This window comes from Rhodoferax sp., assembly GCF_028688795.1.
GTDB lineage: Bacteria > Pseudomonadota > Gammaproteobacteria > Burkholderiales > Burkholderiaceae_C > Rhodoferax.
Genome location: NZ_JAQTXM010000015.1, coordinates 88,383 through 109,009, shown reverse-complemented (window position 1 = coordinate 109,009; position 20,627 = coordinate 88,383). Strand labels below are relative to the sequence as shown.

The window sequence follows — 20,627 nt, the reverse complement described above, 5'->3', positions numbered from 1 at the left end:
CTCAAGCGAAACATTAACTGGGGGTGATGGTGATTATTTCAAGACGGGGCCAGGATGGCGCGATTTACAGCGCCAACCTGCCCCGGCCAAGTCAGGGCGTCAAGACGGTGCGCAACGGCGCCGTACGCCAGTCCTTCACCTGCCGCAGCAGCACCGGCACCACCATGGCCACCCCGATCAAGGTGGCTGTCAGGCTGGGCGCGACCATCAGCAGCGCGGCAGCAATACACAGCGCCTGCTCCCAGCGCTTCATTTCCACCAGGAAGTACTTGGAAAACGCCATCGCCAGAAAGGTGATGCCCAGCACGCAGCCGACAAAGGTGACGGTAAAGTCATACCAGGTGAAGCCCTTGGCCACCAGCAGCAACGACGGCGAGAAGACAAACACAAACGGCACCAGCGCCTTGGCAATGCCCAGCCGGAACGCGGTGTTGCCGGTTTTGAACGGGTCGCTGCCCGCCATGCCCGCTGCCGCGTAGGCAGCAAGGGCCACCGGCGGCGTAATGTCGGCCAGCACACCGTAATAAAACACAAAGAAGTGCGCCACCAGCGGCTCCACGCCAAGTTGCACCAGCGTGGGGGCCGCCACCGTCACCATGATGATGTAGTTGGCCGTGGTGGGAATACCCGCGCCCATCAAAATGCAAACGGCCGCCGTCATAACCAGTGCAGCCAGCAAGGTCAGGGACTGGAAGGCCATCAAATAGGTCGGGATGACCATGCTCAGCCCATTGGCGATGGTTGTGGCCGCACCGGTGATGATGAAGCTGATCTTGAAGCCCACCCCGGTCAGCGTGACCACGCCAATCACAATGCCCACGGTGGCAGCGGCAGCCCCCACGGCCAGCGCGTATTTGGCACCGGTCTCAAAGGTTTCGACCAGCACTGCGGGTTCAATACGACCCCGAATTTTGTAAAGGCGCATCAGCAGCATGGTGACAACCGCGCTGACGCCAAAAATTCCCAGCTTGACTGACTCATCCAGGCTGGTGAACGCAATGGTGATCAAAGCCAGATGCAGGATCACCATGAGAACCCAGTTTTTGGCGGTGTTGCCGCGCACTTGCGTGGTCAGGCCAACGATGGCGCTGGAGGTGATGCCGACAAACGCCGCCAAATAAGGCGTGCGGCCGTTCACCAGAATGCTGATCAGCAAAAACAAGGGGATCAGCGTGGGCCAGCGCATCTTCAGGCTTTGGCGCAGCTTGGGCATTTCTTCTTCAGTCAAACCACGCAGACCGTAGCGCTTGGCCTCAAAGTGCACCTGCATGAAGACGCCATAAAAGTGCATGAACGCCGGAATGATGGCCGCGGTAATGATGGTCTGGTAGGGCAACCCCAAAAACTCGATCATCAAAAACGCCGCAGCACCCAGCACCGGCGGGGTGATTTGGCCGCCGGTTGAGGCTGCTGCCTCGACCGCGCCAGCAAAGTGGCGCTGGTAACCAACCCGGATCATGGCCGGAATGGTCAGCGAGCCGACCGTGACGGCATTGGCCACCGACGAGCCCGACAACATGCCAAACATGGCCGAGCCGAACACGCTGACCTTGGCTGGGCCACCGGCATAGCGCCCGGCAATGCTCGACGCAATGTCCAAAAACAGTTGCCCCAGGCCAATGCGCGTGGCCATCACGCCAAACAGCACAAAGTGAAACACGTAGGTGGCCACCACGCCCACGGCCACGCCATAAATACCCTGGCTGGTAAGGTACTGGTGGTTAATGAACTGGGCCCAGTCTGAGCCGGCATGTTGCAGCAAACCCGGAAAAATAGGGCCAAACAAGGCATAAAAGGAAAACCCGAGCGCAATGATCGGCAGCGGCCAGCCCATGCTGCGCCGGGTGGCTTCCAGCAAGGCCACGAACAAGATGCTGCCAAACACCACGTCATAGGTGTTTGGGTTGCCGACGCGAAACGCCAGGTCTTCAAAGGTGTAGGGGATGTACAGCACCGCCAGCGCCACGCCCAAGCCCAACAACCAGTCGTACCAGGGAATGCCACCCGGCGTGGCCAGGCTATGGCGCACCGGGCGGTTGGCCACCGCCTTGCTGCCGGCAAACACCAGAAAAATCAGGCCCAACACAAACGCCAGGTGCACGCCACGGTGCGTGGTTTCGCGCAGCAAACCAAACCCGGCCGTGTAGTAATGAAAGCAACTCAGCGTGATCAGCAACCACTTGATGAGCACCGTGGCAGGGGGCACCGAAGGGCGAAAGCGCATCTCGGGGTCGAACTTTTCCTCCATGGCCAAAAGCTGTTTGTCGTCCGGCAGGGTGGTGGCTGTGCTCATGAGGGTGTGTGTTCAAGTTTTCCAACGACAACGGGCGGTGATACCGCCCGTCAAACCATGGGCCAAACCCGCACCTGTGTGAGGTGAGGCTTGGCAGAGAGAGTCAAGCGCGGCTTATTTCAGCACGCCAGCTTCCTTGTAGAACTTCTCTGCCCCCGGGTGAAATGGAATGCCGACACCTTGCACCGCGTTTTGCAGCGTGATGTACTTGCCCTTGGCATGGCCAGCGGCCAGTGTCTTCTGGGCAGCATCGCTGTACAGGGCCTTGGTGATCTGGTACACGGTATCCAGATCAGCCTTGTCACTGGTCACCCATTGCGCGCCCACGGCCAAAGTTTTCACAGCCGCCACGCCCTTGTAGGTTTCTGACGGGATCGAGTCCACCGCAAAGAAGGAACTGGATTTGCGCAGGCCGTCGGCTTGTGCACCGTCAATCGGCAGCAACTCTATGCCGGAACCTGCCGAGGCCAGTTCGGCAATGGCGCCAGCGGGTGCACCACCGGTGAAGAAGAAGGCATCAAGTGCGCCGTCTTTCATCTTGTCGCCAGCCTGATTGGGCTTGATGTATTCGGCCTTGATGTCAGACTCTTTGATGCCATAGGCCGCCAGCACCAGGCGGGCGTTGATCAGCGTGCCGGAGCCGGGTTCGTCCAGCGCCACACGTTTGCCTTTGAGGTCAGCAATGCTTTTGAAGCCCGAGCCTTTTTTGACCACCACGTGGATGCTCTCGGGGTACAGGTTGGCAATCATGCGCAGGCCACCCACCTTGGGTTTGCCTTCAAAAATGCCGGTGCCGGTTTGCCCCCAGGTGGCGACGTCCGACTGGCTAAAACCTGACTCCATGGAGCCGCCCGCAATGCCGTTGACATTGCCCAGCGAGCCGTTGCTGGCCTGCGCGGTGGCAATGATCTTGCCGGGCACTGAGACGGCGTTGGCAATCATGCCGCCCACCGGGTAATAGGTGCCGGCGGTGCCACCGGTGCCGATACGGAAAAACTGCTGCGCGCTGGCCGTGCCAGCGAGCAGGGTTGTCGCCAGAACGACGGCGGCAAAGACTTTGAATTTCATGAAGCGCTCCTGAGTGGTGGAAGGACATGCCAGGCACTTTGGGCACCGGACAAGCAGCTCAGTTTACCCCCGTGCGCAGCTGATCCTCCCGGGTGAAAGCCCTTAGTCTCGGGGCATTTTGGCCGCGATTTAATTCACTTTCGTCGCAGCCAGATTGTTCACCTTGGCCTGTTGGTAGCCCTCAAAAAGGTGGGCGTACACCGGCCCGGGATGGCCGGTACCTACGGGCTGGCCATCCAGCCGGGTCACGGGCAGCACCTCTTTGGTGGCTGACGACAACAGCACCTCATCAGCAGAAAAAACCTCGGCGCGAGTGATGCGGCGCAGCTCAAAACCAATGCCTTGTTGTTGGCAAATTTCTTCGATCAAGCCGTAGCGAATACCTTCCAGCACCAAGTTGTCTTTGGGTGTGCCCAGCACCTTGCCGTCTTTGACAATCCAGACGTTGCAGGCCGCCGCTTCGCTCAGGTAACCGTCACGGAACATGACGGTCTCGACCGCACCCACGTCAAAGCTGATCTGGCGGGCAAACACCGCGCCGAGCAGGCTGGTGGCTTTGATGTGCGCCTTTTCCCAGCGGAAATCATCGGCAGTGACACACGCCACACCGTCCACGCGCTGCTGCTCGCTAGGGGGCTTCATCACGTTGGTCATGACAAACACGGTGGGCGTGATGTCAGTGGGCATGACGTGGTCGCGCATGGCCACGCCGCGGGTGATCTGGATATAAATCAATTGATCTGTAGTTTCCGCCTTAGCCCCTATGGATTGAGCGTATTCAGCTACCAATTTAAGAGCAATTGCGACCCATTGCGCCCGCGTATTGGGATTGACAATGCGCAGCTCTTTGAGGCTGCGATCAAGGCGTGCCATGTGGTGCTCAAAGCGAAACAGTTGCCCCTGGTACACCGGCACCACCTCATACACACCATCGCCAAAAATAAAACCACGGTCCATCACGCTGATCTTGGCGTGGGGCAAGGTGGTGAATTCACCATTGAGGTAACAAGGCAGCGCTGGCAGAGTGTTCATGATGGGGCCATGGTTTGGTTTTGGTCGGCAAAGTTTACGCCCACCCCGCCCACGCATCGGGCTGACAAGGCCACCTCATCCCTGCTGGTGGCGATGCAGGCATGACAAGCAGCGGCGGCTGCCAGGGTGTGATTACCCCAGCCAGGTGAGCAACTGCTTCAGCACAACAGGGCTGCTGAGCAACTGCAGGTGGCCGGTGCGGTAGGCGATGCACTGGCGCTCAGGCGCGAAGTGCAGACAACGCTGCGCCTCGTCATGCTGGCCGAGCGCGCTGTGCAGCGGCACCAGTCCGTCGCCAGTCAGGCGGTCTGCCATCGGGCTGCGCTTGGCAGCCAGGGTGGCGGCGACAGCAAAACAGTTGACATCTTGCGGCAGCGGCACCGGGGTGCGGCTGTCGGGCTTGCGGTGAAAGCGGTCATGGCCCTGCCAATCGGCGTCCAGCACATGGCCGTAGCGCAGGTCGGTGACACCGGCGCTGCGCAGCTGGCCAAGCTTGGCAAACGGACGGGTGTAAGGCGTGCTGCCCAGAATCACATCAACCCAGTTGCCGGCGCGCTCCAGCGGCGAGCCATGGTGCGGTGTGCCCAGGAAGACGATGTTTTTCAGGCGCTGCGGCCACTGCAGGCCGCTTTGGCTGGCGACATGCAGGGCGCTGCGCATCAGCAGCCCACCCATGCTGTGCGCCAGCACGGTGATGTCGGTCAGAGCCATCGGCCAGCGCTGCACCAGCGCCTCCAGCTGGGAGGCCAGCAAGTGGCCATTTTGCGAGACGTGTAAGCCACTGTTGTAGCGCAGGTAAACGGGGGTGTAGCCCAGCGTGCTGGCCAGTGTGGTGGCGTGGTTGAGGTTTTTGCCGTGCTGCCGGGTGGTCCACTGCAGGTCGCTCATGCACAGGCCGTGCAGCACCAGAAGCAACTTGGGGCTGGCGCTGGGGATTTGCTCAGTTAACGACAAATCATCCTCTAGCCCTTTTGAAACTAGCGCACCTAGCTCCTGATAACGTAGCGTCATAGACAGGGCCAGCGGGTTGGCACTGGCCTGCAGCCGGTCACCCATGACACCGTTGAGGGCAGCGATGACGGCAACGCGCTCTGGCGATTCGTCACCTTGTTTTTCAAGCCGCAGCAACAGTGGCTCCAGCCGGTCCAGGGCAGCAATTACACCCTGCCCTACCAGCTGCGAAACCCCGTTGATGCTTTGATAGACCAGTTTGGTCAGGCCGCGGGTTTGCTCCGGGGTGGCGCCACTGGGTGCGCCCAGTGTGCGCCAAACGGACTGGTGAACACCCTCAGCGATGTTGGACACCGCGGCCGTGGCATCGGTGACCAGCAGGGCAAGGGCGCGCAGGTCCGAAGCGCGCAGGTGGTGTGCGGTATTTTTGGGCGTGGGGGCAGTCATGCGCCATTGTGGCAAAGTCACACGCTTGCCAGCAAAACGCCGAGGCCCGGCCAGCGCATCAGCATGCCGGGCAACACGACACTGCCAAAAGTCACCTGCTCAAAATACTCGGTTTGGCGGGTCTGGCCGCGTCGATTCGCCAACGCAAGGTGTAAGCCACGCACATCGCCACCCACAAAAAAGGCCCCTGAGGGCCTCTTTTAATAACATCTATCGGTAAATCAGGGTGGGTAGCCACATCGTCAGCGGCGACCACAGGGCGGCAATCAACAAGTCCAGCATGGCCACCACCACCAATGGCACCACCGCGCGCGAGATTTTGCCCAGACTCACATTGGCAATACCGCAGCTGACAAATAGGCAAATGCCCACCGGAGGCGTCATCATGCCAATGGCCAGGTTCATCACAACCAGCACGCCAAACTGCACCGGGTCAATCATCATCTGCGGCGTCAACAGCGCCAGCACCGGCACCACCAGCAGCAGCGCCGCGGTGGTTTCCATCACGCAGCCCACCAGCAGCAGCAAGCCCATCACCAGCAGCAGCAAGCCCACTGGCGGCAGCGACAGCGAGTTGACAAAACCGTCCAACAACTGCGCGCCCTGTTGCATCGCCAGCAGCCAGCCAAACACCTTGGCCATGGCGATGATGAACAAAATGCCCGCCGCCGCCACCTGCGATTTGATGATGAGTTGCGGCAGACTCTTCCAGGCCAGCTCGCGATTGATCACCGTGCCCACCAGCAGCGCGTAAAACACAGCCAGCGCTGCAGCTTCGGTCACCGTCACGATGCCGCTCAAGATGCCGCCCAGCACCACCACTGGCGCACCCAAAGACCATAGCGCCGAACGCCCGGTGGTTGCCACCTCGCGCCAGCAAAACGGCGTGCGCTGGCCGTACCCCTTGTGCCAAGAGATCCAAACCGCCACGGTGATGAACGACACACCCAGCAGCAAACCCACCATCAGCCCCCCGGCAAACAGTTGCGAGGTCGAGATGTTGGTCATGAAACCAAAAATCACCATCGGGATCGACGGCGGGATGATGATGCCAATGGCCCCGCCTGCCGCCACCACGGCAGCCGCAAACGGCGCCGGGTAACCCTGGCGGATCATGGCCGGGATGACCACCGCGCCAATCGCCGCGGTATCTGCTGCGGCCGATCCGGAAATGCCGGCAATGATCATCGAGGCCACAATCGCCGCCGCCGCCAGCCCGCCGGGCGCCCAGCCCACTAGGCTGTTGGCAAAGTCGATCAGGCGGCGCGAGATGCCGCCGTGCTCCATCAGCGCGCCAGCAATCATGAACAATGGCACGGCCAACAGGTCAAACGAGTCAACGCCGGAAAACAGTTGCTGCACGATGGTTTGGCCTAGGGCGGCCACCGTCACCACGTCCGGAAACACACCGGGCGTGACGATCAGCCCGATGGCGGGCAGGCCAATGGCCAGCGCAATGGGCAGGCCCAGCGCCATCAGCGAGAACATCAGTACAAACAGCAAGATGATGATCATGGTGCGCCGTCCTCGTCGTCCGCTTGCTCATCCAGCCGGGAGGTGTGGCGCTTGCTCATGTCGGTCAGCACATGGAGCAAAAAAATCACACCCGAAATGGGCAGCACAGAGATGGGCAGCGACATGGGCATCTGCATCGCGGTCGAGGTCTGCTCCCAGGCCTTCAGTGTGTAAATCACGCCATACCAGGAGATCAGGCAAAAACAGGCCAACGTGAGCACTTGCAGGCCGCGAAAAATGAATTTCTCCATCAGCCGACCAAAGCGCGCACCAAAACCCGCCAAACCGATGAAGTGGGCGCGCTTATAGGCCACGGTGGCCCCCAGAAAGGTGGTGGCCACCAGCAGGTATCGGCCCACTTCTTCTGACCAGGCCAGCGAATGGCCGCTGTAGCGGGCAATCACCTGGACAAACAGGATCACGGAAATAACAACGCCCATGAGCAATAAAACCCGCTCGACCCAATGATTGACGAGGTTGCTGACCGCCAGCAGCCTGTGATGAATGTTCATGAAATTTGGAAGCGGTTAGCTGTCGCCCCGGGCTTGATCCGGGATCCCCGTCCTAAAAACCGGGATGGCGAATCAGGTCCGCCATGACAGCACCCACTGGCTTGTATTTATTTGGCAGTCTTGCGGATCTCGTCAACGATCTTCTTGGTGTCGCCGCTCAGAGACGCGTACACCGGCTCGGTCTTGGCGCGGAAAGCTGCCAGATCGGGGGTGTCCACCACCTGCATGCCCGCAGCCTTAAGGGCGGCGAGTTGGCTGGCTTCGTTGTCACGCACAAACTTGCGGCCTGCTAATGAAGCTGTTTTGGCCGCATCCATAAACACCTTTCGGTCGGCGCCAGGCAGCTTGTCCATGAAGGCCTTGCTGCCCACAAATACCAACGCCGAGTAGACGTGGCGTGTCAGCGACAGGTATTTTTGGCCCGATTCGTTGAGCTTGGCGGCAGAAATCACAGAAATCGGATTTTCCTGACCATCCAGCACGCCTTGCTGCAACTGGGTGGTGATGGGCCATGCCATCGGCGTCGGGTTGGCACCAAGGGCGCGCCAGATGGCGAGATGGGTTGGCGACTCCATGGTGCGGATCTTCATGCCCTTAAGGTCATCTGGACTCTTGACTGCCACCTTGGAGTTGGTCACATTGCGAAAGCCATTGTCCAAAAAGTGCATGCCCACCAGGCCCGCTTTGTCAAAGCGTTTAAGCAGGTCCTGGCCAATGGGGCCGTCCAGCACCTTGTCGGTGGATTCATAAGAGCTGAACAGGAAGGGAAGCTCCAACGCCTTGACTTCCGGCACAAAGGCTTCGATCGGGCCAGTCGTGGTCACGCTCATCTGCACTGTGCCCAGTTGCAGCTGTTGCAGCACCTGAGTCTCGCTGCCCAACGCCGCCGAGTGGTGCACCACCACGTCGTACTTGCCAGGCAAGGCCTTGTCGACTTCTTCCTTGAACTTGTTCGCTGCAACCGTGTGGACAAAGGTTGGGCCGGTGACAACACCGATGTTCACCTTTTCTGCAGCCAGCGCAGGCAAAGCAAAGGCCAGACTGGCGGCGCAAGCCAGAGCAGTCAAAGTACCGGAGAAGAATTTCATGGGTGTTTCCTTAAAGAGAGAAAGTTATTTTGTTTGCGCCTGCACCACAGTCGCCCTGATCGCGGTGAGTCGCCAATGATAGCTTTGGGGGCACGACCAACATCCGACGATCAGTTGGGGCAGAGCTGGTTCAGAAATGCTCGTGCGGCTGCAAATAGCGCCACTGGCCTACCGGCAAATTGCCAAGCATGACGTTGCCCACGCGCACGCGTTTCAAGCCGACCACTTTCAGGCCGACTTGTTCACACATGCGGCGAATCTGGCGCTTTTTGCCCTCGGTGAGCACAAAGCGCAGTTGCTCGGGGTTTTGCCATTCGACCTTGGCGCGCTGCAAGGCTTGGCCATCCAGGCTCAGGCCGTGGCGTAACAAGGCCAGTTTTTCGGCCGGAAAGACGGATTGCACATCCTGGCTGACGGGGTCATCGTCGTCAATGCGGCTGAGCTGGGTGACCTGGCCAGGCTGCGTGGCCTGAGCTGAGCGCGCCCGCGCACCGGGCGCAGCAGCATAGGTGGCAGCCGCTGAGTTGGCCGCTGCCGCGTTGATGACGCCGGTGTAGACCACGCGCACCAGGTACTCTTTTTCCATCACGGCGTCTTCACCAATCAACTGGCGCGCCACCCGGCCGTCTTGCGTCAGCACCAAGAGGCCGGTCGAATCGATGTCAAGCCGGCCGGCGGGCACCAGGCTTTTGAGCTGGCTTACGTGAAAGAAAAAGCGCGCGTTGTCTTCAGCCCAGCGGTTTTGCGGCTGCACCAGGGTGATGGCGGGCTCGTGGCCGTCTTCGGCTTGCCCGCTCACCAAACCCAGCGGCTTGTTGATCAGCACCGTGACCTGTTTGGCCTGCGCACCGGTGGCTTGTTTGTCGACCTCAATGCGCACATCGGGCGTCACCTGCATGCCCATTTCAGCCACTCGGCCGTTCACCTTGACCCAGCCCTTGCCAATCCATTCGTCGGCTTCACGGCGTGACGCCAGGCCCAGCTCAGCCATGCGCTTGTTCAGGCGCAGCGTGCCATTGGGGCCAACGGCCGCCGTGTTGCTTTGGCCTGCAGGCAGCGCTGCCTTGGCAGCGGGTGGCGCAGCGCGACGAAAAACGGGGGGGTTAGGGGTGTTTGGCATATGCTATTTAATTAGTAGCTGGTAGCGCTTATTTAATAAGGGCTAGAGGCTCATTTTATATATAAATCAACCAGGGAACGCGGGGGGCATGGATGACCCATCGGGTTCACACTGACACGCTTAAAACAGCCAGCACATTCACTGACCGACCACGGCTGCATAGGCCAGCCGTGTTTCTGGACTCACCGAGGCCAGCAGCTGGGCATGTGCGGTTTTGTGCCGCGCCATCATGCGGGCGGATGCCACTATTTTGGAGCGACAAAACCAGTGGCAGCTGTGTTGCATCAGCAGCAACTCGGCCATCAGGGTAAAGGCCTTGCGCTTGGGGTCCTGGCCATTGCTGTTGGCCACCGCGCGGCTGATGCCTTGGTCATGCACGCTCATGAGTTTACGCAAATCAAAGGTGCTGCCTGGAAAGGCCAGCGACACAAACGGCAGCGCCATCGGCAAACGGCTCACGCGCGCCCGGGCTTCATAAACTTCGGCAAAGTCCAGCGCAAAGCGAGCGAACTGCGCCGCCAGGGTCCGCTCTTGTGGCTCCAGATAGCGCCACACCTGCGCCTGGCGGTCGGTGTCTGACTCACCCAGGGCGCGCTGGTAGCCATCCAACACGTCCTGCATCAGTTTTTCAATCTGGAACTTGCCCAGATAGCTGCCCAGCAAGGCAATGCGCTCCTTTTGCTCGCGCGTCTTGAACACATGCACGCCGAAGGCCAGCAGGGCAACAACAACAAAAATATCCATGGGAAAGTGGCAAGAAAAGTAGCAGGAATTTGACGGCGGCCCGAGTGTAGTGGCTACCGCCTGACGTGGCCGCTAAATGCCATGGCTCTGCAACGCGACCGTGCCTTTGGGCGTGTGCAGCGTGGCAATCAGGTTGGCCGGACCTGCTGATACCTCAACACCGGTGAGCCCGATGGCCTCATAAGCCGCCTGCAGCTTAGGCGCTGTGGGGTGGCTGATGGCCAGGCTCTGCAGTGTCACCCCGGAGCGCGGCAAGGTGTTGCGCGGGTGCAGGCGCAATGGCTCGGCGGCATCTGGCTTGCCCCACTGAATCAGGCTCGGCAGGGTGCCGTCAAACAGGCGCTGGCCGTCTTCGCGCACGGTGATTTGCCACTGCAGCACACCTCGGCGCGAATGGCGGCTGGACTGCACGGCCGGGCCGCGGTCAATGCCCTGGGCTTTCAAGGCCGTACGGGCCGCCTGCAGGTCATCGGTGCTGGCCACAAAGTGCACCAGACGCGGCTCAATGGCCACAGCGGCTTGCAGCTTGGCGTCGTCCATGTCAAACCAGCGGCTCGCCGTCGCACTGCCGGTGCGCTTGGCACCGGGGTTGATGGCAATGATTTCAAAATAGGCCAGCGGGTAAGTGGGCGTGGCTATTTTGAACAAGCGGTTGTGGGTGCCGTGCTGGGCGTGCTCGCCACCCGGGGCCGGCGTGATGCCTAAGGTGGCTTCGCACCACTGCACCCCAAGTTCAAGGGTTTGGGCCACGACAACCAGGTGATCAATTTGTGTTTTCATGGCCTGACCATACCATCCCGCGGGAAGGGTCATCGGTATGGACCGTTGAGATTTCGCAATCGCCCTCCCGCCTCTGGGCGTAACTTTCAGGGTTTTCGGGGGGCATATACCGTGCACTTTGACAACATCGTCTTTGCGGGCGGCGGCAACCGCTGTTTCTGGCAGGCCGGGTTCTGGTCAGTCGCTGCCAACGAACTGGATTTGAAACCGTCAGGGGTGGTGTCGGTGAGCGCCGGCTCGGCCATGGCCTGCGCGCTGTTTGCCGGCACCTTTGACCACGGTTTTGCAGGATTCAAGCAAGCCATTGCCGACAACCAGCGCAATCTCTACCTGGCCAACCTGCTGCACAAGCAGCCCGTCTTCCCACATGGCAAGTTGTACCGCAACGCGATCCTTGGCAGCATCGACGGGCAGGCCCTGACACGCTTGCACCATGGGCCTGAAATCTTTGTGTTGATTGCCTGCCCACCGCAATGGGCCACAGGTCGACTGGCGTTTTTACTGGGCATGGTGGCGGTCGGGCTGGATGCCTGCAACACCAAAGCGGTGCACGCTTGCGGGGGGCGCCGCGTTGGCTTCAAGCCGCTCTACTTGTCGGTGCGGGAATGCGCGACCCCAAACGAGCTGGCCGACCTGATCATTGCGTCCTCATGCGTGCCACCGCTAACGCCTCAAGCCAAGCACAACGGCCGTGCCATCTTCGATGGCGGCCTGGTCAGCAATGTACCAACCGACGGCGTGCCACAAAAAAACGGCCAGACGCTGGTGCTTCTGACCCGGCAATTTCCAAATTTACCAAGGGTTGAGGGGCGCACCTATGTGCAGCCGTCACAACCCATCCCGGCCGGCGCGTGGGACTACACCAACGATGCCGCGCTGCAAGCCACTTTCGACCTTGGACGGCGGGACGGCGATAGGTTCTGCACGTCAGCCAGTGGCTCAAGGCCATAAAACCCGCAGGCGGTTACTGATTTTTCTTGGCGATTTCGTTGCCAAGGTAGCCCCCGCCCACGGCGCCAACAATGGTGGCCAGGGTTTTCCCGTTGCCGCCACCCACCTGATTCCCCAGCAAGCCACCCACCACCGCGCCCACGCCGATGCCCACCGGGCTGTTTTGAGTCACCTTTGCGGCGGGCGGCTGCGAAGGCGCTGCCGAATAATGCCGAGCCGGCTGTTGCGCTGGCCGCTGCACCACCGCCTGCGAGGTTTGGTGCACGACAGGTTTGCTCCGTGGTGCCTCCAAGGCGCTTTTGACAGGTGTGGCCACCAACGGCGCGGGTGCCGCATACACCAAGCCAGTCTGATGTGATGCATCTATAGAAGTGCTGTGAGATTTCGGCAGCACGTCCGTCATGGCGGCAATGCCGACCAGGCTCACCAAGGTGACAGATACCGCAGCGGCGGCCAATAAGGGATGGATTCGGTTGGGGGTTTGGGTCATGTTCATCAAGTTTTCCGTGAAGTAAATCGCCTTTTGGCGAGTGAATTTATTAAACGCGCGAACGATGACATGGCATGTACTCAAACTGTTTCCTTTGTAAGCGCGTGTGTCCGGGCTGATGGCGAGTTACATACCCCAAGTTACCAGCATCACGTCACGCCTGGCCACCTGCTAGTTCATCGGCAAATTGGTGGTTGACATCGCGGTGGTGTGCCTCATCGGAACGGATCACGACGATGACGTCACGCAGCGCGGTGCCTGGTGCCAACTTCCAGTAATCGATGGCGACCTGGGGCGCTGGCACATTCGGGTAAGTGCCATCATCGACGCCTGCCAGGTATTCGGTGTAGCTATAAACCGCCTCTTCCTCCAGGTAACCCACAATCCGGTGAGCGGTGCTGGGGGAGAACACATAGAGCACGAAGAACAGGTTGTAAAAAACACCTTGCACCAGAAGAACAAGCAGCCGCTCCAGCCGCGTTGGCTGTGCAATTTCAATGAAGGTCATCAAATGCATGCGTTCATTTTCTGCTTCATCGAGCAGCACGCGAATCCAGCCCCCGTCACTTTTCATCAGGCGCAGCGCCCGCAAATGCTGCAGCGTGCCGCCCACCATGCCCGGCACAGCAGCCACGGTTTCCAGCACGACGGCGCGACTGCCGTAACGTTTTGAGAAAAACGCGTCAGCAAAGAAGCGCATGAACTTGACCAGTCTGTAGGCAAATCGGTCACGAAAACACACTGGTTTTCGATGTTGGATGGGTTCAGCGTCAATCACAACTTATGTCCCCAGACGTCCAGCCCAGTGCAAAAACCGAGTTGGAAACATTGGGCTAGATGGATTGCTGAACCGGCTTCTTGCCGATGGAGCGTCTTGCTTTCTTGTTTTTGATGGCTCATCTGCAACGGCGCTCCGTACTTTGGGGAAAATTTTGATTCATCTTGACTCCTTCAAAACCAACTCAATTGAGACGATGGATAGAAGGTGTATTGCACCGCGCATGCACAAATGCGTCGGTACGCCAGCCAACACAGGCACAGATCGCCATGTGCAGCCTGATGACAGCGCAGCGCCGGAGCAGCTTGACTGACTCTGTTTCTGAGAACTGTGCACAGTGATCAGCATCCGTACGCTGTCGCACCGACGGGCCCGTTCCCGGGGCGTACCGTCATACAACAGTTTGCGGACCGAGCCTGATGCCCATGCCACCGTCAGCTGAACCAGGAGAAACCTATGAACCCACTGACCACCCCACCGTCCAACACCACACCTGTTGACGGAGACCTTGCTGAACAGGCCAACCCCGGCCACGGTATTCCGTCGCAAGACCCGGATGCTGCAGCGCAGACCGCGCTAGAACCCCAGGATGTCGAGCGCGAGGCCAACTCGGTGCTGATCGGTGGCGGCGTGATGGCAGGTGCTGCCACGGGCGTCGCCATCGGCGTTGTGGTGGCTGGCCCTGTAGGCGCTTTGGTCGGCGCCTCGCTGGGTGCGGTTGCCGGCGCACTGGGCGGAGCCGCTGCCGGAGCCGCGGTGAACCCAGACGACTAGCCCGGCGCCATTCGTCCAAGCCTTTTTGTACGCAATCGCACAGACGAAAACACGCTGACTCCATAACATCCAAGCCAGAGTCATCAACTGACTCGCCTGCGAAGCAATTCGCTCACTTTCAAAGGAAAACTACCATGAACAAAAATCAAATCCAAGGCACTGTGAAAGACATCGCTGGCAAGGTCCAAGAGGAAGCCGGGAAACTTGTTGGCAACAAAGAGCAGGAGGCCAAGGGCATTCACAAACAAGTCACTGGCAAGGCAGAAAAGCGGCTGGGTGATGCCAAGGAGATCGTCGAAGACGCCAAAGAGGCTGTTAAAGATGCCATCAAGCGTCTTTAAGATGTTCATCGGGCCAGTGGAACCCGGTGTTCCTGTCAAGCTGCTGGCAGCGCCGACGGGTTGGCGCTCTGGCTGGCCAAGTAAGTGGTCACGCCTCACAGCCAGACGGCCATGAAACCCATTCATGTCGAAGTCGCCATTGTCGGTGCCGGTACAGCTGGCATGGGCGCCTACCGGGCCGCCCGCGCCCAAGTTGATTCTGTTTTGCTGATCGAAGGTGGCACCTATGGCACGACCTGCGCGCGCGTGGGTTGCATGCCCAGCAAATTGCTGATAGCTGCCGCCGAGGCCGCGCATCAGGCTCGCCATGCCTCAGCCTTCGGGATACAGGTGCTGGCAGTCGCGGTGGACGGAGGTGCTGTGATGGCGCGCGTGCAGCGCGAGCGCGACCGTTTTGTCAGCTTTGTGCTGGCGGCCATTGAGGCCATTGCACCCGACGACCGGTTAACTACCAAGGTCAGGTTTCAGGATGCCAACACCCTGGTGACCGAGCAAGGCCAGCTGATTCATGCCAAGCGCATCGTCATCGCCACTGGCAGCAAACCAGTTCTGCCGCCGGTCCTGAAAGGGCTGGGGTCGCATTTGCTGACCAATGAAAACGTCTTTGATCTGCCCACCTTACCGGCGAGCCTGGCGGTGTTTGGACCTGGCGTGCTGGGGCTGGAACTGACGCAGGCCATGAGCCGCCTGGGTGTAAGTGTGAAGGTGTTTGGCGTGGGCGGCGGCATTGCCGGCATTCAAGACCCGGCGATTCGGGACTATGCCAACCAGACCTTCAACCACGAGTTTTATCTTGACGCCTCGGCTCAGGTGAAGTCGGTCAAGGAAACGGCCACCGGCGTCGAAGTCAACTACTTGCACCGCGACGGCGCCTGGCGAACCGAGGCGTTTGACTATGTGCTGGCAGCCACCGGTCAGGCGCCTGCCGTGGCTGGCCTCGGCTTGGAGCACACGGGCCTGCAGCTGAATGATCGCGGCGTGCCACTTTTTGACCGCTTCACGCTGCAATGCGGCGACAGCACCATTTTTATTGCCGGAGATGCCAGCAACGACCGCCCCCTGTTGCATGAAGCGGCCGACCAAGGCCGCATTGCGGGCGAGAACGCAGGGCTGTTCCCAGGCATCCAACCCGGCCTGCGCCGCACGCCGCTGGCGGTGGTTTTCACTGACCCGCAAGTGGCATCGGTGGGCTTGAATCTGAAGCAACTGGAGCAAGACCACAAGGACCGCTTTGCCGTCGGACTCGTGTCCTTTGAGGACCAAGGGCGCAGCCGGGTCATGCTGCGCAACCAAGGTCTTCTGAAGGTTTATGGCGAACGGGGTACCGGCTTGTTTCTGGGGGCGGAAATGTTCGGCCCTGCCGCCGAGCACATCGGGCATCTGCTGGCTTGGGCGGCGCAACAGCGCATGACGGTATCAAGCATGTTGGACATGCCTTTCTATCACCCGGTCATCGAAGAAGGGCTGCGCACTGCCCTGCGAGACCTTAACCACCAACTGCACCTTGGTCCACAGGTCGTTGAAGGGTGTATGGACTGCGGACCTGGCGCTTAGCCTTGGAACAGCCACCGGATGTGCGCTGCGCCGGTGCAACTTGAAAGAAACCGATGAACGACTCTGCCAACTGGTACGCCAGCCTTGCCAAACCCTTTTTCTCACCTCCAGCCTGGATTTTCGGGCCGGTGTGGTCGGTGCTTTACGTGGTGATTGCCATCAGTTTTGGCTATGTTTTGTATTTGGCGTTCAAAAAGCAAATTGGCTGGGCAATTTTTCTGCCATTTGGCTTGAACCTGGTATTCAATGCCGCTTTCACCCCCCTGCAGTTTGGCCTGAAGAGCAACGGGTTGGCTGCTGTCGACATCTTGTTGGTGCTGGCCACACTGGTATGGGCCCTGCGCGCCATTTGGCAATCCGCCCGGTGGGTTGCCTTGGTCAATCTGCCCTATTTGGTGTGGGTGATGTTTGCCACCGTGCTCCAGCTGTCTATCACTTGGCTCAACCTTTGATATGGACCGTTTCAAACAGGATGTGGCAGCCCCGTTCACATCCCATATTTTCCAGCATGTTCGTGCTGCGGCGTAGGACTGTCACTCGCAAAGGCGAAGCCAGACTTGTTTTGCTTGGCTCGGTACATGGCTGCATCGGCACTTTTGATCAAGGCCTCTGCGGTAGTGCCATCTTTCGGAAAAATCGAGATGCCAATACTGGTGTTGACCGTGAGTTGCCCGACGCTGACATCACACGGCACTTGAGCCGCTGAGATGATTTTTTTTGCCACGATGGCAGCGTCTTGGTCTTCTTTCATTTCCATGAGCAGATAAAGAAATTCGTCGCCGCCATGGCGGCTGACCGTGTCGTCGCTGCGTGTATTTTCAATAAGCCGCTTGGCAATTGTCTGCAGAACGGCGTCGCCAACGTCGTGGCCATGCGTGTCGTTGATGGTTTTGAATTTATCAAGGTCCATGAACATCACGGCCAAAGTCCAGCCATGCCGTGTGGCTTGCGCTATCCCATGTTCCAGCCGGTCATAAAAAAGCACGCGATTTGGCAACCCGGTCAAAGCATCATGGAGGGCGGCATGCAAAGTCTCCTCCCGCTGATCCTTGACCATCGTCAGTTCCTGCTCCAGGAGGTGACGGTCCTTGACTTCATTTTCCAGAGCTTGATTGACCTGTGCCAGTTTTTCCGACGCGTCTTGCACTTTGATTTCAATGGCTTCGCTTTTCTCAAGGGCCATCTCCACTTCAGGCAGGCGGTTCCGATTCGAAAACTCTTCATTGAGGATGACGTTGACCGACGCCAGCTCATCTGCAGACTCCTTGACCATGTCCTTGATGAGTTCGCTTTCTTTCAGCACTTGACTCAAGGACTTGGCTGCTTGGGCGCCTTCAGGCAAGCTGGAACTATGTTTCTTTTTCATGGGGATGTCCTTTTTGGCAGTCCAATACGTCGACGTGTTTCGCGTCCGGGTATCCAACTCTAGCTGACTCAGAAAAAATGGTCTGTGTGGAACCGTACATTTAGCCCGCCCATCAAAACTACGGAAATGGCACGCCACCTCAATGCGCAACTTACTCTCATTTAGATAGCTACTAGCGCTTGCTCTACATGGCCTATAGACCAAAAAGGCTTAAAACCTACTCTGAGCTCTGCTGCAACGCCCACATCTGCGCATAACGCCCATTAGCCGCCAGCAGCTCTGCATGCGAGCCGCGCTCCAGAATGCGCCCGGCCTCCATCACCAGAATTTCATGCGCATCAACCACGGTGGACAGCCGGTGGGCGATCACCAGCGTGGTCTTGTTTTGCGCCACGCTTTGTAATTCAGCCTGAATGGCGCGCTCGTTGGCGGAGTCCAGGGCCGAGGTGGCTTCGTCAAAGATCAAAATCGGCGGGTTTTTCAGCAGGGTGCGGGCAATCGCCACGCGTTGTTTTTCGCCGCCCGAGAGTTTCAGGCCGCGCTCACCCACCATGGTGTCGTAACCCTTGGGCGTGGCCGCAATAAAGTTGTGAATGTGCGCCGATTGCGCCGCCTCAATCACCTGCTCGCGCGTGGCGCCGGGTTGACCGTAGGCGATGTTGTATTCCACCGTGTCGTTGAACAGCACGGTGTCTTGTGGCACGATGCCAATGGCTTGGCGCACACTGGCTTGCGTGACCTGCTTGATGTCTTGCCCTGCAATCAAAATCTGGCCGCTTTGCGCGTCGTAAAACCTGAACATGAGCCGCGCCAGCGTGGACTTGCCCGAGCCGGACGGCCCGACCACCGCCACGGTTTTCCCTGCAGGTATGTCAAAGCTGATGTCGTGCAAGATCGGGCGGGCCGGGTCGTAGGCGAAGTTGACATGTCTGAAACTCACGCTGGCGTTGCCAGCCGTGGCGTTCAGCACGTTGCTGCTTTCATCCACCAGCGCCAGCGGCAAGGCACCGGGCAGGTCGGCAATCTCACGCTCACGCTCCATCAAGGTGAACATTTTTTCCAGGTCGGTCAGGCCCTGTTTGATCTCGCGGTACAGCACGCCCAGAAAACCCAGCGGGATGTAGAGCTGGATCATGAAGGCGTTGACCATCACCAAATCACCCAGCGTCATGCGGCCATCGACCACACCTTGCGTGGCACGCCACAGCATGGCGACCAGGCCGGCTGCAATGATGAGTTGCTGGCCGGTGTTGAGCACGCTCAGGGTGGTTTGGCTTTTGAGCGCAGCCTTGCGGTAGCGCTCCAGGTTTTCGTCGTAGCGTTTGGCTTCAAATTCTTCGTTGTTGAAATATTTGACGGTTTCGTAGTTCAGCAGCGAATCAATGGCACGGCTGTGGGCGGTGCTGTCAAGTTCGTTCATCTGTTTTCTGAACTGGGTACGCCACTCAGTCACCAAAATGGTGAAGCTGATGTAGAAAATGAGCGCGATGATGGTGATCCAGGCGAACCACATGTCGAACTTGACCGCCAGAATGCTCAGCACCATCGTCACCTCAATCAGCGTCGGGAAGATGCTGTAGAGCGAATAGCTGATGAGCGAATGCACGGCGCGGGTACCGCGCTCGATGTCGCGCGTCATACCTCCCGTTTGGCGCTCCAGGTGAAAACGCAGGCTCAGGGCGTGCAAGTGGCGAAATACCTGCAAGCTGATGGAGCGTGACGCGCCCTCGGTGGCCTTGGCAAAAATCAGCTCACGCAATTCGGCAAACAAGGTGGTTGACAGGCGCAACAACCCATAGGCCACCAGCAAGCCCAGCGGCACGATCAGCAAGGCCTGCGCGCCCAGACTGGCCTTGGGATTCATGGTGTCAACCAGTTCCTTGAGCAGCAGCGGCACACCTACATTGGCCATTTTGGCTCCCACCATGAAGGCCAGCGCGGCCATCACACGCCATTTGTACTCCCACAGGTAAGGAAACAGGCGCTGCAAGGTGGCCCAGTCGGTGCGGGGCGGCTTTTCGCCGGGTGCGGTGGCAGAAGTTGGGTCGGTGGCGGCGCCGCGGTTGCGGGCGGAAGAATGGCTGCGCATGGGGGACAATCCTGAATATTTGCGGGACAGGCTGCAGCGACACGAAGTGCGCCAACCCTGTCCTCAACACGTTAAGTAAGGATTGTGCCCATGTCTGCAAGCCCACTGCCCCCCGCTACCGAAACCCCAGCGCCCAAGCTGGAGTTGCCCCGTGACGAAAAGCTGGTGCTCAAGGTGATTCCGATGCCGCGGGACTTGAACGCCAATGGTGATATTTTTGGCGGCTGGGTGATGGCGCAAGTTGACTTGGCGGGCGCGGTGATTGCCGCGCCCTATGCCGATGGCCGCATGGCGACGGTGGCGGTGAAGGAGTTCATCTTCAAGCAACCGGTGCGCCTGGGTGACATCCTGAGTTTTTACGGCAAGCTGGTGCGCATTGGTCGCACCTCCATCACGGTCAAGATTGAGGTTTATGCCGAGAGCTTCAAGTTGCAGGGCCAATACACCAAAGTAACCGAGGCATCACTCACCTACGTGGCCATTGATGAGCAGGGCAGGCCGCGTGAAGTACCCAAGCCAACAGTTTAAATTACTACTAATTCAGTAGCTGCTAGCGCTCTATTTAAAAGGGCTAGAGGCCAATTTAACTCAACTATTGATTGGCTTGGCAAAACGCCAGGAAATCGGCCAGCGGCAGCGGTTTGGCATAGTAATAACCCTGAATTTCATCACACCCCGCTTGTCGCAAAAACGCCAGTTGGTCGGTGCGCTCCACACCCTCGGCAGTCACCGAC

General features: G+C 59.2%; 22 protein-coding genes. 7 read left to right on the top strand and 15 right to left on the bottom strand.

Annotation, left to right across the window (positions count from 1 at the left end):
- Positions 1 to 91: 91 nt before the first annotated feature.
- The 4 genes from PHQ58_RS12900 to PHQ58_RS12885 form a co-directional block, all read right to left on the bottom strand.
- The gene (locus PHQ58_RS12900) at positions 92 to 2,293 is read right to left on the bottom strand and encodes a TRAP transporter permease (RefSeq protein ID WP_300111555.1); all 2,202 of its coding nucleotides are present in this window, start codon (positions 2,291 to 2,293) and stop codon (positions 92 to 94) included.
- Between the two features lie 114 nt (positions 2,294 to 2,407).
- Positions 2,408 to 3,361, bottom strand: coding sequence for a TAXI family TRAP transporter solute-binding subunit (locus PHQ58_RS12895; protein WP_300111554.1), 954 nt, complete (start codon positions 3,359 to 3,361; stop codon positions 2,408 to 2,410).
- 129 nt (positions 3,362 to 3,490) lie between these two features.
- Entirely contained in the window at positions 3,491 to 4,393 is a 903-nt protein-coding gene (locus PHQ58_RS12890) for a D-amino acid aminotransferase (protein WP_300111552.1), read from the bottom strand.
- A gap of 132 nt (positions 4,394 to 4,525) precedes the next feature.
- Positions 4,526 to 5,791, bottom strand: a complete 1,266-nt coding sequence (locus tag PHQ58_RS12885) for an alpha/beta hydrolase (protein WP_300111550.1) — start codon at positions 5,789 to 5,791, stop codon at positions 4,526 to 4,528.
- An 8-nt stretch (positions 5,792 to 5,799) separates the two neighbouring features.
- On the opposite strand from PHQ58_RS12885, the gene PHQ58_RS12880 reads away from it, so the two are divergent.
- Positions 5,800 to 5,946, top strand: a complete 147-nt coding sequence (locus PHQ58_RS12880; protein WP_300111548.1) for a hypothetical protein — start codon at positions 5,800 to 5,802, stop codon at positions 5,944 to 5,946.
- 55 nt (positions 5,947 to 6,001) lie between these two features.
- Here the strand turns inward: PHQ58_RS12880 and PHQ58_RS12875 are convergent, their stop codons facing one another.
- The 6 genes from PHQ58_RS12875 to PHQ58_RS12850 all read right to left on the bottom strand — a co-directional run bounded on the left by PHQ58_RS12875 (position 6,002) and on the right by PHQ58_RS12850 (position 11,550).
- The gene (locus PHQ58_RS12875; RefSeq protein WP_300111546.1) at positions 6,002 to 7,306 is read right to left on the bottom strand and encodes a TRAP transporter large permease; all 1,305 of its coding nucleotides are present in this window, start codon (positions 7,304 to 7,306) and stop codon (positions 6,002 to 6,004) included.
- The gene (locus PHQ58_RS12870) at positions 7,303 to 7,818 is read right to left on the bottom strand and encodes a TRAP transporter small permease (protein ID WP_300111545.1); all 516 of its coding nucleotides are present in this window, start codon (positions 7,816 to 7,818) and stop codon (positions 7,303 to 7,305) included. The genes PHQ58_RS12875 and PHQ58_RS12870 overlap by 4 nt, the downstream gene beginning before the upstream one ends.
- A gap of 107 nt (positions 7,819 to 7,925) precedes the next feature.
- The gene (locus tag PHQ58_RS12865; protein ID WP_300111544.1) at positions 7,926 to 8,906 is read right to left on the bottom strand and encodes a DctP family TRAP transporter solute-binding subunit; all 981 of its coding nucleotides are present in this window, start codon (positions 8,904 to 8,906) and stop codon (positions 7,926 to 7,928) included.
- Between the two features lie 130 nt (positions 8,907 to 9,036).
- Complete coding sequence (locus tag PHQ58_RS12860) at positions 9,037 to 10,026, bottom strand: pseudouridine synthase (RefSeq protein WP_300111543.1); 990 nt, start codon at positions 10,024 to 10,026, stop codon at positions 9,037 to 9,039.
- 138 nt (positions 10,027 to 10,164) lie between these two features.
- Complete coding sequence (locus PHQ58_RS12855; protein ID WP_300111541.1) at positions 10,165 to 10,770, bottom strand: hypothetical protein; 606 nt, start codon at positions 10,768 to 10,770, stop codon at positions 10,165 to 10,167.
- A 72-nt stretch (positions 10,771 to 10,842) separates the two neighbouring features.
- The gene (locus PHQ58_RS12850) at positions 10,843 to 11,550 is read right to left on the bottom strand and encodes a VOC family protein (protein WP_300111539.1); all 708 of its coding nucleotides are present in this window, start codon (positions 11,548 to 11,550) and stop codon (positions 10,843 to 10,845) included.
- A 111-nt stretch (positions 11,551 to 11,661) separates the two neighbouring features.
- Here PHQ58_RS12850 and PHQ58_RS12845 point away from each other — a divergent pair, with 111 nt between their 5' ends.
- On the top strand, positions 11,662 to 12,501 hold the full coding sequence (locus PHQ58_RS12845; protein ID WP_300111537.1) for a patatin-like phospholipase family protein: 840 nt from the start codon (positions 11,662 to 11,664) through the stop codon (positions 12,499 to 12,501).
- Positions 12,502 to 12,514: 13 nt separating this feature from the next.
- On the opposite strand, the gene PHQ58_RS12840 is transcribed toward PHQ58_RS12845, so the two are convergent.
- On the bottom strand, positions 12,515 to 12,997 hold the full coding sequence (locus PHQ58_RS12840; protein ID WP_300111535.1) for a glycine zipper 2TM domain-containing protein: 483 nt from the start codon (positions 12,995 to 12,997) through the stop codon (positions 12,515 to 12,517).
- A 148-nt stretch (positions 12,998 to 13,145) separates the two neighbouring features.
- Positions 13,146 to 13,769 carry an alternative oxidase gene (locus PHQ58_RS12835; protein WP_300111533.1) on the bottom strand — a complete coding sequence of 208 codons (624 nt, stop codon included), beginning with the start codon at positions 13,767 to 13,769 and terminating at the stop codon, positions 13,146 to 13,148.
- Between the two features lie 456 nt (positions 13,770 to 14,225).
- Between PHQ58_RS12835 and PHQ58_RS12830 the strand changes: the two genes are divergently transcribed.
- The 4 genes from PHQ58_RS12830 to PHQ58_RS12815 all read left to right on the top strand — a co-directional run bounded on the left by PHQ58_RS12830 (position 14,226) and on the right by PHQ58_RS12815 (position 16,890).
- Entirely contained in the window at positions 14,226 to 14,543 is a 318-nt protein-coding gene (locus PHQ58_RS12830) for a hypothetical protein (RefSeq protein WP_300111531.1), read from the top strand.
- A gap of 134 nt (positions 14,544 to 14,677) precedes the next feature.
- Positions 14,678 to 14,884, top strand: a complete 207-nt coding sequence (locus tag PHQ58_RS12825) for a CsbD family protein (RefSeq protein WP_300111529.1) — start codon at positions 14,678 to 14,680, stop codon at positions 14,882 to 14,884.
- 111 nt (positions 14,885 to 14,995) lie between these two features.
- A complete protein-coding gene (locus PHQ58_RS12820) occupies positions 14,996 to 16,438 on the top strand; it encodes a dihydrolipoyl dehydrogenase (RefSeq protein ID WP_300111528.1) in 1,443 nt (480 codons plus the stop codon).
- A 53-nt stretch (positions 16,439 to 16,491) separates the two neighbouring features.
- On the top strand, positions 16,492 to 16,890 hold the full coding sequence (locus PHQ58_RS12815) for a TspO/MBR family protein (protein ID WP_300111526.1): 399 nt from the start codon (positions 16,492 to 16,494) through the stop codon (positions 16,888 to 16,890).
- Positions 16,891 to 16,925: 35 nt separating this feature from the next.
- Here the strand turns inward: PHQ58_RS12815 and PHQ58_RS12810 are convergent, their stop codons facing one another.
- Positions 16,926 to 17,954 carry a diguanylate cyclase gene (locus tag PHQ58_RS12810; RefSeq protein WP_300111525.1) on the bottom strand — a complete coding sequence of 343 codons (1,029 nt, stop codon included), beginning with the start codon at positions 17,952 to 17,954 and terminating at the stop codon, positions 16,926 to 16,928.
- Between the two features lie 67 nt (positions 17,955 to 18,021).
- A complete protein-coding gene (locus PHQ58_RS12805; protein ID WP_300111523.1) occupies positions 18,022 to 19,893 on the bottom strand; it encodes an ABC transporter ATP-binding protein/permease in 1,872 nt (623 codons plus the stop codon).
- Positions 19,894 to 19,983: 90 nt separating this feature from the next.
- Here PHQ58_RS12805 and PHQ58_RS12800 point away from each other — a divergent pair, with 90 nt between their 5' ends.
- The gene (locus PHQ58_RS12800) at positions 19,984 to 20,421 is read left to right on the top strand and encodes an acyl-CoA thioesterase (RefSeq protein WP_300111521.1); all 438 of its coding nucleotides are present in this window, start codon (positions 19,984 to 19,986) and stop codon (positions 20,419 to 20,421) included.
- Positions 20,422 to 20,485: 64 nt separating this feature from the next.
- Here PHQ58_RS12800 and PHQ58_RS12795 read toward each other — a convergent pair whose 3' ends face one another.
- Positions 20,486 to 20,623, bottom strand: coding sequence for an EAL domain-containing protein (locus PHQ58_RS12795; RefSeq protein WP_300111581.1), 138 nt, complete (start codon positions 20,621 to 20,623; stop codon positions 20,486 to 20,488).
- Between the last annotated feature and the right edge of the window lie 4 nt (positions 20,624 to 20,627).